Here is a 12,446-nt window from a genome sequence, read left to right as displayed (position 1 = left end):
ATGGAGATTGGACCATGAAGCTGTCACGTAGGACTCTCATTAAAGCCGGCGCATCCGCAATTGCCTTCCCGACCATCATCAGCCGGTCGTGGGCGCAGGACGCCAAGCAGCTGCATGTCGGCGTCTACAATTCGGCGCTGGGCAAGCTGATCCAGAAGGAGGTCATTCCGAAGTTCGAGGCCGAGTTCAAGTGCCGCGTCTTCACGATCGAAGGCGCCACGCTCTCCAACATCGCCGCTCTCCGCGCGACCCGCGACACGCCGCGCTTCAGCATGATGATGATGGACGATGTCGGCATTCCCCAGGCCAAGCAGGAGGGGCTGATCGACAAGCTCGATGCGGCCAAGATTCCCAACCTGGAGAAGGTCTATAAGCGCTATCTCTTCGAGGACGGATACGGCGTCGGCTTCTCGATCTCCAGCGCGGCCATGTTCATCAATCCGCAGGTGACGAAGCCGCTCGAGAGCTACGAGCAGATCTTCGATGCGAAATATCGCAAGCAGATCCTGCTGAACACGCCCAAGAACACCCAGAGCGTGCTGATGCTTATCGTCGCGACAGCGCTGACGACTGGTAAGCCGCTGAAGGAGGCGCAATATCTGGTCGACAGCGGCTGGGACAAGCTCGCATCGCTCAAGCCGAACGTCCTGACGATCTACGACAGCGAGGCCCAGGTGCTGCAGGTGGCGCAGGGCCAGGCGATGATCGGCGGTATCGAATATTCGAAGGCGATCTATCCCCACACGGCCAAGGGCCTGCCGCTCGACATGACCTTCCCCAAGGAAGGCGCGTTCACCGGCATCAACAGCATGACCCTGGTCAAGAATGCGCCCGAACCTGAGCTTGCCTGCGCGCTGATCAATCGCATTCTGGACCCGTCGGTGGCCAAGATGCTCTCCGAGCAGACCCTCAGCGCACCCTCGGTAGGGGGCATCGACTTCAAGCCGGAGACCGCCAAGTTCCTCGCCTATCCCGACACAAAGGCGACCGATCTCGGGCTGTTCACACCGGACTGGAACTTCATCGTACCGCGCCGCGGACCGTGGCTGGAGCGTTATAATCAGGTCTTCACGAGCTGAGCGGGGCGCCATGAAGTCTTCCGAAGTCAGGCTTGACCGCCTCAGCAAGGAATATGGCCGCATGGTCGCGGTCGACGAGGTCTCGCTCGCGATCGAGCCGGGCCACATGGTGGCGCTGCTCGGTCCGAGCGGCTGCGGAAAGACCACTTGCCTTCGCATGATCGCGGGGCTGATCCGGCCGACATCCGGTGACGTCTTCGTCAACGACAAGAGAATGACGGACGTTCCGGTGCATCGCCGCAACGTCGGGATGCTGTTCCAGAACTATGCGCTGTTCCCCCATCTGACCGTGGAGGAGAACATCGCGTTCGGCCTGGAGATGCGCGGGATATCCAAGGCCGATGCCGCACGGAAGGTGAGCGAAGCTCTCAACCTCGTCCAGCTGTCGAAGTTCGGAAAGCGTTATCCGGCACAACTTTCCGGCGGTCAGCAACAGCGCGTCGCATTGGGACGCGCTCTGGTGATCGAGCCGGCGATGTTGCTGCTCGACGAGCCGCTCGGAGCGCTCGACAAGGGGCTTCGCGAGAGCATGCAGGTCGAGCTGCGCGCCCTTCAGCGCAGGCTCGGCCTGACCACCGTCATGGTGACCCACGACCAGGACGAAGCCCTGACGATGGCCGACAAGATCGTGGTGATGCGCGACGGCAAGCTCGAACAGGTCGGCTCGGCGACCGAGATCTACCAGCGCCCGACCTCGAAATTCGTCGCGCAGTTCATCGGCGCGTCAAATCTGTTCGAGGGTCCCATCGAGCAGCGCAACGGCAATGGCGCCGTCATTCGTGTGTCGCCCGAATTGAGCCTCCAGGTCGATCAGCTGCCGCCGACGACGAGCGACGTGATGGTCTCGATCAGACCCGAGGCGATCGTGGTCGAGAGGGCTGGTCAGACCCCGGCCGCGCAACGCGCAAACAGCGTGACGGCGCGGGTGGACCAGGCGGTCTATCGCGGCTTCGTCAGTCACTACTATCTCAAGACGCCAAGCGGCGGACAGATCATCGTGTTCGAGCAGAATCAATCGCAACAAGCGGGACTTCGATACGCCGTAGGCGAGGAGGTTGTCGCGCGGTGGGAAGCGCCCAGCAATCACATCATTGCCCGACACTGACGTTTAGGACGAGCGACGTGGGGCGGGCAATCGACATGCCTTATACCCGCAGACGAACATCGTCTTGGATCGGGTTGGATTGCTTGGCTAGAACGCGAGGCGGAGGCGCCACCGGCGTTGGACCAGCGAGGCCCTTTTGTCGATTATTCAGCCAAGCGCTCCCCTTGTAGGTGCGATCGAGAAAAGCCCGAAGATCAGCCTGATTGGCACGCTTGCGATGTTGATCGAGGCGCCGGGCGAATTTGACCTCATTCAGCAGGGACGTATCTGGGCGCTCGCAGACGTGGTGTCATCCTGGCCCATCGTCCAGGAAGCCGTCATTGGTGTCACCAATGTGATGCTTGTGTTCGAGCAGCCGCCGGCGGATATCGACATGCTCGGCGCTTCGATCGTCGAACTGTGGCATCGCTTGCCCGGCCGGAAGGCCGATGGCAAGGTCATCGAAATTCCCGTGGTCTATGGCGGCGAGCTCGGCTTGGACCTGGCGGCAGTCGCGAAGCACACCGGATTACCCGCACGTGATGTCATCAGGATTCACAGCGAGGGCGAATACACCGTCTGCGCCATCGCGAGCTCGCCGGGATTCGGATATCTCCACGGCCTCGACCCGCGCATCCATATGCCTCGCAAATCCGTGCCCTCGCTCAACATGCAGGCAGGCTCGGTTACGATCGGCGGAATGCAGACCGGTGTCGCGGCGCTGACGAGCCCGAATGGATGGAACGCGATCGGCTGGGCCTCGGTCGCCATGTTCGATCCGCAACGCGAACAGCCGTCGCTCATGCTTCCAGGAGACCGGATCAAATTCAGGATCGATCGGATCGAGCTGTGATCGAGATTCTGACCAGCGCCGCCTTCAACACGATCCAGGATCTCGGTCGCCATGGCGCGCGTCGGTTCGGCGTGAGCACGTCCGGCGCCATGGATCCCGTGGCGCTCGCTGCCGGAAATGCGCTGCTCGGCAACGACGAGAATGCCGCCGGCATCGAGATCCAGACGTTTCCGTTCCGCCTGCGTTTCCAGGCCGATGCCACCTTCGCCCTCACGGGGGCTGATCACGTCTCGACGCTGGGCGGATCAACGGTTCGTCCCTGGTGGTGCACGCGGGCCCGCGCCGGCGACATTCTCGTGGTCGGACTGCCTCGCCGTGGAGCCCGCGTTTACGCGACGTTCGGTGGCGGCATCGACGTGCCTTGCGTGCTAGGCTCGCGCAGCACGCATCTGCGCGCCGGCTTCGGAGGAATCGAGGGACGTACCTTGCAGGCGGGCGATGTCGCGCCGATCGGAAGCACGAAAGGCAATAGCGACCGCCGCTTCGATTTCGGCGTCGCGCCGCCAGATGTCGCCATCGCCGGTGCTACACCGGTTGAAGACGGTGTGCTGCGGATACGCGTCATGCGCGCCGGCGAGTATGACCTGTTTTCGCAGACCATGCAGGCGCGGTTCTGGTCGACCAAATGGAAGATCAGTGCCCGGAGCGATCGCGGCGGATACCGCCTCAGCGGCAATCAGTTGATCCTGGATGCGCCGGTCGAGATGCGTTCGCATGGTGTGGTGGCCGGAGTTGTGCAGGTGCCACCCGCCGGCGAGCCGATCATCCAGATGAGCGACGCCAACACGGCAGGCGGCTATCCGAAGATGGCGGCCGTGATCCAGGCCGATCTCTGGCGCCTCGGCCAGGCGGCGCCAGGATCGATCATCGCCTTCAGCGAGGTGAGTTACCAGGACGCGGTCGCGGCCATGGTTCCCGTCAACGACTATCTCGCGAAGTTGCGTGCGACCGCGAACCTATATCGAGCGCTTTGAGTGGACGTCGGCAAAAACAAGAGCAGGGTGCGAACATGAAAATCGGCATCAATTCGGATATGGGCGAAGGCTTCGGCAACTACCGGATCTGCGACGACGAGGCGCTGATGGGCATCGTCTCGTCCGCCAATGTGGCGTGCGGCTTCCACGCCGGCGATCCCATCATCATGGACCGCATGGTCCGACTGGCAAAGCAGAAGGGAGTCGAGGTCGGTGCCCATCCGGGCTTGCCCGATCTGCTCGGATTTGGCCGCCGCGTGATCCAGATGGATGCCGCCGAGCTCGAGAAGCACATGGTCTATCAGATCGGCGCCTTGCAGGCGATCGCGGCCAATGCCGGCCACCGCGTGACCCATGTCAGTTTCCACGCCGCGATGGGCAACATGGTCAATGCGGACCCCGACATGGCCGACGTCGTCGCCCGCGCGATTGCGACCATCAATCGCGACTTTATCGTGTTTTCACAGCCCGACGCCGAGATCGTGCGCGCGGCGCGCAAGGTCGGTTTGCGTGTCCTGACGCTGTTCCTGGCCGACCGGGCCTATCACGAGAACGCTCATCTGGTGTCGCGCAAGCTTCCCAACTCGGTCATCACCTCGACCGAAGCCGTCGCCGAGCGGGTCAAGCGGTTCCTTGACAGCGGAACGGTGAAGACCATCGAAGGCAAGTCGATCAAGGTCGAGGCCCGCTCGATCCTGATCCACAGCGACACGCCCGGATCGGTCAATCTCGCCGGCACCGTGCGCCGCGTGATCGAAGAGGGCGGCGGCGAAATCACGCCCGCAACCGTGTTGCTCAGTTGAGCGGACGATTCGCCGCATGTGGTCGGATACGCACAATCGGGGTGCCGTAGCCGACCATGGTGCCGGTCTCCGCGATCACGGCATCGATGGTGCCGGCGGCTGGCGCAACGACCGGTGCGTACAAGAGCCCGATCCTGACAAGGCCAACGATCGCTCCCGCCTCGACGCGTTGTCCGGGCGCAACGAACGGCTTGTCCTGCCAGGGATGGGCCGCAAGGAAATGTCCCGCCACGTCGGCCTTCGCGACGACGGAATGATCTGCGGCGCGGGTGGCCGTGCCGGCAGGCTTTGCAGACGCCGCGATCCTGGCACCTGTGTCGACGACGAGCTTCAGTGTCAGTCCCGGCTCCTCAATCTCGATCGTGTCGACACCGGACTTTGCGAGGACCCGCGCCAGCCGCGCGATGTCGGTGATCTCTATCGGCATGTACGGGTCTCCTCGACAAGACGCACATTGGTCCTCAGCCGGTCGAGATAAGCCGACATCTCGGCTTCGGCTGCAAGCGCGTCGGGATAGGTAGTCTGCTCGAACCGCAGCTTGCTGCCGAGCCGCGCTTGCCCGACGCGCCACAGGTCGGCCCGGATCACGGTGGCGATCTTCGGATAGCCACCCGATGTCTGTGCGTCGCGCATCTGGATGATGGGCTGTCCGTTGGGCGGAATCTGGATGACGCCGGGGACGATACCGTGCGAGCGCTTCTCGACTGGCGCCTTGGGCTTCACAGCCGGGCCTTGCAGACGGTAGCCGTAGCGGTTGCTTTGGGGCGTGATCTTCCAATGGCTGGACCAGAACAACGCCTGCGTGGCAGCGTCGAACGCGTCATATTCGCCGGCGACAACGACCCTGACGATGGTCTCGTCCGCGGCAGCGTTCGGCCGCGCCAGCGAGATGTCGGCTGGCTCGACCCCGAGCTCGCCGACAGCAGCTGTGGATGCGGCGCAGGGCAGGATGTCGCCGGGCTGGAGCGGCCGTCCGTGCAAGCCGCCGAATTCGCCGCGAAGCTGGGTGCTGCGCGAGCCCAGCACGACAGGCACATCGATGCCGCCGCCGACGGCCAGATAGCTTCGCGCGCCCCGGGATATCGCCTTGATGGTCAGAACGTCTCCTGCGCGCGCGTGCGAGCGCCACCAGGGCGGGATGGCCCGTCCTGCGATCTCGGCCTCGACGCCGGCGCCGGTGAGCGCAAATGCCATGTCCCGGCCGAAGCGGAGCTTGAACGGGATCATCGGGATTTCGACGGCGGCGTCGTTCTCGTCATTGCCCAGCAGGATGTTGCCGGCGCGCAGCGCGATATCATCCATCGCGCCAGAGGTGCCGACCCCGAAGCGATATTGGTCGAAGCGCCCGAGATCCTGGACACTAGCGGGACCTGTGACTGAAAGGATCTCGATCAACGGATCACCCGCTTGATTTCGAAGCGGATCGTATCGCCCGGCGCGAGCGCGGCCGGCGTCGGCCAGGACGGGTCGAAGAACGTCCAGCTTGTATGCCCGATGGCGTGCCAGCCGCTGGGGCCGGGCGAGGCGGAGACGCCGGTCTGCGATCCGCCGATCGATACTGAGCCGCCCGCCGAACGTTGCAGCGGCGTCTGTCGCCGCGGCATGGTGATGCGCGGATCCATGCCGCCGAGATAGCAATAGCCGGGATGGCTGCCCAACGCGAACACCGTGTAGAGCGGCGCGGCATGGATCGCCACCACATCGTCGATGGACAGGCTGCAGTGATCAGCGACGGACTGGAGCGAGGATCCGACTTCGCCGCCATAGGTGACAGGCAGCCTGATCTCGCGACCACCGATCGCAAGGCTCTCTGCCGCGTCCCAGCTCTCGTTGAGTGCGGTGATCAGGGCGTCGAGCTCGCGAGGAGGCGTTTCGAAGGTCAGCATCAGGTTGGTGATGCCGGGAATGGCCTCGCGGATGTCAGGCCATTTCGACGCCGTTGCGGCCAGTGCCCAGATCCTTCGTTGGTGCGGCAGGTCGAATGTTCCGGGGGCCTCGAACAGGAGAGCCGATGTACCGAGCAGGCTGATCCGAGGCCGGTCGGGGGCCGTCATTGCGCGGCCACCTTCGCATTCATCCAGTGCTCGAGATGGTGGATGTCGTAGCCGCCACGGCAGAAGGTCGGATCGACGAGGATCGCCTGATGCAACGGCACATTGGTCCGGATGCCCTCGGCGCGCAGTTCGGACAGGGCGACGCGCGCGCGGGCCAGTGCCTCGTCGCGGGTGCCGCCGTGAGCGATCAGCTTGCCGACCAGTGAGTCATAGTGGCGCGGAACGGTGGCGCCTGCCGTGATATGGGAATCGACGCGGATGCCGATGCCGCCCGGCACGTCCCAGCGCGTCACCGTGCCGGGAGAGGGAGCAAAGGTGCCGGGGTCTTCGGCATTGATGCGGAACTCGACGGCATGGCCGACACGCACGATACCATTTTGCGTGATTCCGAGTGGCTCGCCGCGCGCGATGCGAATCTGTTCCTTGACGATGTCGATCCCCGTCGTCATCTCAGTGACCGGATGCTCGACCTGGACGCGCGTGTTCATCTCGATGAAGAAGAACTGTCCGTCCTCGTAGAGGAATTCGAAAGTGCCGGCGCCGCGATAGCCGATCCGCCGGCAGGCTTCAACGCAGCTTGCGCCCACCCGCTCGATCAGCGCGCGGTCGATGCCGGGCGCGGGAGCTTCCTCGACCACTTTTTGGTTCCTGCGCTGGAGCGAGCAGTCGCGGTCGCCGAGCCAGAGATGGTTGTCATGCTGATCGCACAGCACCTGAATCTCGATATGGCGGGGCTTTTCGAGGAATTTCTCGATATAGACCGCAGCGTTCCCGAAAGCCTTGCTGGCTTCCGCGCGCGTCAACGCAAGTGCATCGTCCAGTGCGCCTTCGTTGCGCACGATCCGCATGCCGCGTCCGCCGCCGCCGCCGGCGGCCTTGATGATGACGGGATACCCGATGTCCCGTGCGATCGCGCGGACCTCGGCCGGATCGTCCGGCAGCGCGCTGTCCGGCCCGGGTACGCAAGGCACGCCCGCCAGCCGCATCGCGCGCTTGGCGGCAACCTTGTCTCCCATGGTCCGGATACAGTCCGCGGGAGGGCCGATGAAGGCGAGACCGGCGCGTGTAACCCGCTCGGCGAACTCCGCGTTCTCCGAGAGAAACCCGTAACCCGGGTGGATCGCCTGGGCGCCGCTGACCTCCGCCGCGAGCAGGATCGCAGCGACGTTGAGATAGGTGCTGTTCGCCGGCGCCGGTCCGATGCAGAGCGCCTGATCGGCGAGCGCGACGTAGCGCGCATCACTGTCCGCTTCCGAGTGAATGACGACCGTCTTGAGACCCATGGCCCGACAAGCGCGCTGGATACGGAGCGCGATCTCACCGCGATTGGCGATCAGGACCTTGTTGAACATCAGGATGAACCCACAGGACCAATCCGGAACAACGCTTGGCCCGCAGCGATCTCCTCACCATTCTCGGCGAGGACCGCAAGCACGACGCCGGGCCCCTCGGCGGCGATGTCGATGAAGGTCTTCATCGCCTCGATAATGCATATCTTCTGCCCGGCCTCGATCATCGCACCGACCTCGACCAGCGGCGGCTCGTCCGGCGCCGCAGACCGGTAGAAGACGCCGTGCATGGGCGCAGGCACGATGAGGTCGGCGATCGCGTCGGAAGGAGGGCTGTCCGGGTGATCGGGGGCAGGGACTTGCGGGCCGCTTTCGCTTGCAGGGCGTACCGGGACCGGCTCCGCTTCCGTGGACGGGCGCTTGCGGATGCGAATGCGGGTTCCGTCCTGTGTCAGATCCAGCTCCGAGATGGAGGAGCGGGCGACCAGATCCACAAGTTGTTCGATTTTTGGAAAGTCCACGGTCAGGCTCTGCGTTGACGGCCTATCACGTTCGGGGCGTTCATGGATCACTCGGCGGGGCGGCTCTTCTGCGCGAAATTGAGGCCGCCGACGACCTGCTGCGTCGGCAGGACTTCCATGAAGGCGACGTTCATGCGCGCTGGCGATCCGACCGCGAATGCGATTGAATTGGCGATGTCCTCGGGTTGGAGTGCATCATAGTCGTCGAAGAAGCGGCGCTTGGCTTCGGCCAGATCGCCGAGCAGCCGTCCGAAAACCTCGGTCTCGACCCGCGCCGGCGATATCTCGGTGACGCGGACCCTGGTTCCGTAGAGGTCGACGCGCAATTGTTGCGACAGGGAGTGAATGCCGGCTTTCGTGGCGTGATAGACGGTGTTTCCACCGCCGAACGCGTAATGGCCCGCGATCGAGGAGATGTTGACCACGTGACCGCGGTCGCGACGCGCCATGCCCGGCACGACGAGGCGCGTCAGATGCAGGACCGCACGCAGATTGACATCGATGAGTGCGTCGACATCCTCTGGCGTGGTGTCCAGGATATTGCCGCGCCGAGACTGGCCGGCATTGTTGATCAGGATGTCGAACTCGGTTGACTTCGCCAAGGCCGCAAGTGCATCGAGGTCACTGATGTCAACGGCGCAGGGACGGCAACCGGTCTCCGCGGCCAGGGCGCTCAGGCGGGCGGCGTCACGTGCGACGGCATGAACCTGGAGCCCTTCCGCGCTCAGGCGGCGAACCGTCGCAGCCCCGATCCCCGACGACGCGCCCGTCACCAGGGCCGTCCGATAATCCGAAAATCCCATCCAAAGGGCTCCTCTGCTACCGTCCTGCCCCGCGCGAGCGGCGTCGGCTGCAAGGTAAGCGGCGGACGAGTGGAGCACTACCTATAGGCCCCCGGGGTTCCAGATGGTAAGAACAATTCCTTCTGATCCCATAGCTTCAGCCTATTGCTGCTGCATGGCTCCCTCGCTGGATATCCGGAGACGCCGTATTGGATACGAAACGTTTGGAGGCCTTCATCAAGGTCGTCGATCTCGGCAGCATGACGAGCGCGGCGAAGGTGCTGAATGTCGCGCAGCCGGCGCTGAGCCAGCACATTGCGAGCCTGGAGGCGGATTTCAAGAGCAAGCTGCTCCATCGCAGCGCCCGCGGTGTCAAACCCACCGAGGCGGGACAAATCCTCTATCGCTATGCCAAGTCGATCCAGCGCCAGATCGAGGAGGCGAGGCGGAGCATCCTGGACAACAAGCCGGAGTTGACCGGTAACGTCACGATCGGTCTTGCGCCGCTCAGCTCGGCGGCGTTGCTCGCGACCCCTTTGCTGTTGCAGGTCCGTGAGCGCTATCCCGGCATCGTGCTGCACATCTACGACAGTTCCGGAATCATGCTCAGCGAAATGATGCTGAAGGGCAGCATGGACATGGCTGTCCTGTACGGCGATCGTCCGGTGACCGGCCTCGATTACAAGCCGCTGATGCGCGAACCCTTTTATCTTGTGGCGCCCCGCAGTATGTATGGGACGGAGCCTCCTCCCGAGGAGGCGTCGGCCGAGGAAGTCGCGCAATTCGACCTGTTGCTGCCCTATCGGGAATCCTTCCTGCGACAGGCGGTCGAGCGGGTCTGCGCCGAGGTGGGACTCCGTCCGCGCATTGTTGCCGAGATTCATTCGCAGTCGACGCTGTCTTCGGCGATTGCGGCCGGAATGGGGGCCGCGGTGTTGCCCATGTCGATTGCAAAAGAGCTGCCCAATCTTGCCGAGCTCTGCGTTCGGCGGATCAACGCGCCGTCGGCGTCGCAACAGATGTCGTTGTGCATCTCGGACAACATTGCTTTGTCCGATGCCGCATTCGCGGTCTACAAGATATTGCTGGAAATCATCGCAAAGGACTGGGGACCGTTCGATTGCGCGACGGGTCCGAATCCCGTTGCAGCGGCGGTCTCGCCGGCGGAACGGGACGTTTTGGACGGCGAGCCATAACGAAATGCGATGCGGCAATCCTAAAATCTGAAATTCTCGAAGATGAGACGGTGGATTATTTGGAGGTGTAGCGCAATTTTGCCCCTGCTGCGGATCCTTGGGAGGGACCATGGTTCACGTTATCAGAACATTCGACCGACCTGCCGCAGACCTCGTCGAACGTATCAAGCAGTTTCCTCCTTCCACGCTGCATGAGGCGCAGGGACGATCAGGTGCGCTGACCTCCCGCATCAAGCCGATTTATTCCGGGATGCGTGCCTGCGGGCCGGCATTCACGGTGAGCTGCCATCCGGGCGACAACATGATGCTGATCACAGCGATTTCGCTGGCGAAGCCGGGTGACGTGCTTGTGGTGAGCGCGGGCGATCATCCTGAACAAGGTGGCTTCGGCGAGGTGCTGGCGACGGCGTGTGTCGCAAGGGGCATCGTTGGCTTGGTCACGGATGCCGGCGTGCGTGATGGACTGGCGGTGCGCGACACCGGCTTCAACGTCTTCTCCTACGGCCTGTGCATGAAGGGCACCGTCAAGGAGACGCTCGGCACCATCAATCAGCCAATCGTCATTGGCGGAATTGCTGTTCGTCCCGGCGATATCGTCAGCGCCGACGACGACGGTGTCGTGATCGTGCCCAAGGAGAACATTGCCGACGTCTGCGTCAAGTCAGCCGCACGCGAGGAGAAGGAGGCTGGCGTCATGAAGGCGCTCAAAGCCGGTGAGAATATCCTCGATCTGTCCGGCATTGGCAAAGTGTTGGAATCCAAGGGCTGCACCTTCGCCTGAGCGGTACGTGCCGCACGCGAGCAATAGCAGGATAACCAGTGGCAGCCATTCTCGGCTCGGGCGAGCATCGCTACCGCGTCATCGACAATTGGGCGAAGCTGCCTGATGGCTGGCAGCTTACCGATGTCGCTTCGGTCGCAGTCGACAGCAAGGACCGCATCTACGTTTTCAATCGCGGCGCCCATCCGATGGTGGTGTTCGACCGTGACGGAAATTTCCTGCGCAGCTGGGGCGAGGGGCTGTTTTCCCGCGCTCACGGCCTGCATATCGATGCCGACGATAATCTGTACTGCACCGACGACGGCGACCACACCGTCCGTAAATGCACGACCGACGGCAAAGTGCTGCTGACGATCGGCGTCCCCGAGAAGCCCGCGGCGTTCGTGAGCGGCGATCCTTTCCATCGCTGTACCCACACCGCCTTGTCGCCGAAGGGAGAAATCTATGTCTCCGACGGCTACGGCAATGCCCGCATTCACAAGTTCACGCCGGACGGCCGGCTGATCAGGAGCTGGGGTGCGCCGGGCACCGACCCCGGTCAGTTCAACATCGTGCACAACATCGTCACCGATGCCGACGGTTGGGTCTACGTCGCCGACCGCGAGAACCACCGCGTGCAGGTGTTCGACGGCAATGGCAAATACGAGACTCAGTGGAATAATTTGCACCGGCCGTGCGCGCTGTGCCGTTGCGGCGGGGCCAAGAACCCGATCTTCGTGATTGGCGAGCTCGGCCCCGCCATGCCCGTCAACCGCAAGGTGCCCAATCTCGGCCCGCGGCTATCGATTGTGGATGCCAAGGGCAAGCGCATTGCGCGGCTCGGCGGCGAGGATGGTCCAGGTCTTGCGAGCGGCAAGTTTCTCGCGCCGCATGGCATTGCTTTGGATTCCAGGGGCGACATGTATGTCGGCGAGGTCGGTGTGACCGACTGGAAGACGAATTTCCCCGACGACGACATGCCGGCCGTAGTCCGCACTAGCAGATGCTTGCAGAAGCTGGAGCGCGTGGCGGAAGTTCCGCGCTAGAGACA

Annotated in this window: 14 protein-coding genes; 8 read left to right on the top strand and 6 right to left on the bottom strand. The window is 63.4% G+C overall.

Translation table 11 applies throughout. The annotated features are described in order from the left end of the window. Nucleotides 1-14 precede the first annotated feature (14 nt). The 5 genes from ACWAT4_RS26265 (at nucleotide 15) to ACWAT4_RS26245 (ending at nucleotide 4,793) form a co-directional block, all read left to right on the top strand. Nucleotides 15-1,079, top strand: a complete 1,065-nt coding sequence (locus tag ACWAT4_RS26265; RefSeq protein WP_212426725.1) for an extracellular solute-binding protein — start codon at nucleotides 15-17, stop codon at nucleotides 1,077-1,079. A gap of 10 nt (nucleotides 1,080-1,089) precedes the next feature. Further along, entirely contained in the window at nucleotides 1,090-2,184 is a 1,095-nt protein-coding gene (locus tag ACWAT4_RS26260) for an ABC transporter ATP-binding protein (RefSeq protein ID WP_212300589.1), read from the top strand. A gap of 136 nt (nucleotides 2,185-2,320) precedes the next feature. Then, nucleotides 2,321-3,016 carry a 5-oxoprolinase subunit PxpB gene (gene pxpB, locus ACWAT4_RS26255; protein ID WP_449728433.1) on the top strand — a complete coding sequence of 232 codons (696 nt, stop codon included), beginning with the start codon at nucleotides 2,321-2,323 and terminating at the stop codon, nucleotides 3,014-3,016. Then, nucleotides 3,013-3,990, top strand: coding sequence for a 5-oxoprolinase subunit C family protein (locus tag ACWAT4_RS26250; RefSeq protein WP_212444016.1), 978 nt, complete (start codon nucleotides 3,013-3,015; stop codon nucleotides 3,988-3,990). The genes pxpB (ACWAT4_RS26255) and ACWAT4_RS26250 overlap by 4 nt, the downstream gene beginning before the upstream one ends. Before the next feature lie 35 nt (nucleotides 3,991-4,025). Further along, a complete protein-coding gene (locus ACWAT4_RS26245) occupies nucleotides 4,026-4,793 on the top strand; it encodes a LamB/YcsF family protein (RefSeq protein ID WP_449728432.1) in 768 nt (255 codons plus the stop codon). On the opposite strand, the gene ACWAT4_RS26240 is transcribed toward ACWAT4_RS26245, so the two are convergent. From ACWAT4_RS26240 to ACWAT4_RS26215, 6 genes are read right to left on the bottom strand one after another with little or no spacing between them, the layout of a single operon-like run. Further along, complete coding sequence (locus tag ACWAT4_RS26240; RefSeq protein ID WP_449728431.1) at nucleotides 4,786-5,220, bottom strand: acetyl-CoA carboxylase biotin carboxyl carrier protein; 435 nt, start codon at nucleotides 5,218-5,220, stop codon at nucleotides 4,786-4,788. The two genes, ACWAT4_RS26245 and ACWAT4_RS26240, sit on opposite strands and share 8 nt — an antisense overlap. Then, nucleotides 5,211-6,188 carry a 5-oxoprolinase subunit C family protein gene (locus ACWAT4_RS26235; protein ID WP_212300594.1) on the bottom strand — a complete coding sequence of 326 codons (978 nt, stop codon included), beginning with the start codon at nucleotides 6,186-6,188 and terminating at the stop codon, nucleotides 5,211-5,213. Before ACWAT4_RS26235 ends, ACWAT4_RS26240 begins: the two co-directional genes overlap by 10 nt. Continuing rightward, nucleotides 6,185-6,847, bottom strand: coding sequence for a 5-oxoprolinase subunit PxpB (pxpB, locus tag ACWAT4_RS26230; protein WP_212300595.1), 663 nt, complete (start codon nucleotides 6,845-6,847; stop codon nucleotides 6,185-6,187). Before pxpB (ACWAT4_RS26230) ends, ACWAT4_RS26235 begins: the two co-directional genes overlap by 4 nt. Then, nucleotides 6,844-8,199 (bottom strand): acetyl-CoA carboxylase biotin carboxylase subunit, encoded by a 1,356-nt coding sequence (gene accC / locus ACWAT4_RS26225; protein WP_449728430.1) that lies wholly within the window; start codon nucleotides 8,197-8,199, stop codon nucleotides 6,844-6,846. The genes pxpB (ACWAT4_RS26230) and accC overlap by 4 nt, the downstream gene beginning before the upstream one ends. After that, entirely contained in the window at nucleotides 8,199-8,657 is a 459-nt protein-coding gene (locus ACWAT4_RS26220) for an acetyl-CoA carboxylase biotin carboxyl carrier protein (RefSeq protein ID WP_212300597.1), read from the bottom strand. Before ACWAT4_RS26220 ends, accC begins: the two co-directional genes overlap by 1 nt. A 47-nt stretch (nucleotides 8,658-8,704) precedes the next feature. Next, a complete protein-coding gene (locus tag ACWAT4_RS26215) occupies nucleotides 8,705-9,460 on the bottom strand; it encodes an SDR family oxidoreductase (RefSeq protein WP_212300598.1) in 756 nt (251 codons plus the stop codon). 188 nt (nucleotides 9,461-9,648) lie between these two features. On the opposite strand from ACWAT4_RS26215, the gene ACWAT4_RS26210 reads away from it, so the two are divergent. The 3 genes from ACWAT4_RS26210 to ACWAT4_RS26200 all read left to right on the top strand — a co-directional run bounded on the left by ACWAT4_RS26210 (nucleotide 9,649) and on the right by ACWAT4_RS26200 (nucleotide 12,441). Continuing rightward, nucleotides 9,649-10,635 carry a LysR substrate-binding domain-containing protein gene (locus ACWAT4_RS26210; protein WP_212300599.1) on the top strand — a complete coding sequence of 329 codons (987 nt, stop codon included), beginning with the start codon at nucleotides 9,649-9,651 and terminating at the stop codon, nucleotides 10,633-10,635. A gap of 109 nt (nucleotides 10,636-10,744) precedes the next feature. Continuing rightward, a complete protein-coding gene (locus ACWAT4_RS26205) occupies nucleotides 10,745-11,416 on the top strand; it encodes a 4-carboxy-4-hydroxy-2-oxoadipate aldolase/oxaloacetate decarboxylase (protein ID WP_212300600.1) in 672 nt (223 codons plus the stop codon). A 38-nt stretch (nucleotides 11,417-11,454) separates the two neighbouring features. Beyond that, nucleotides 11,455-12,441: a peptidyl-alpha-hydroxyglycine alpha-amidating lyase family protein gene (locus tag ACWAT4_RS26200; RefSeq protein ID WP_449728429.1), complete on the top strand. Its 987-nt coding sequence runs from the start codon at nucleotides 11,455-11,457 to the stop codon at nucleotides 12,439-12,441. Nucleotides 12,442-12,446: the final 5 nt, after the last annotated feature.

The organism is Bradyrhizobium sp. T-1 (assembly GCF_053592855.1).
Note: the sequence above shows the minus strand (reverse complement) of the source record. Positions and strands in the feature narration are given on the sequence as shown.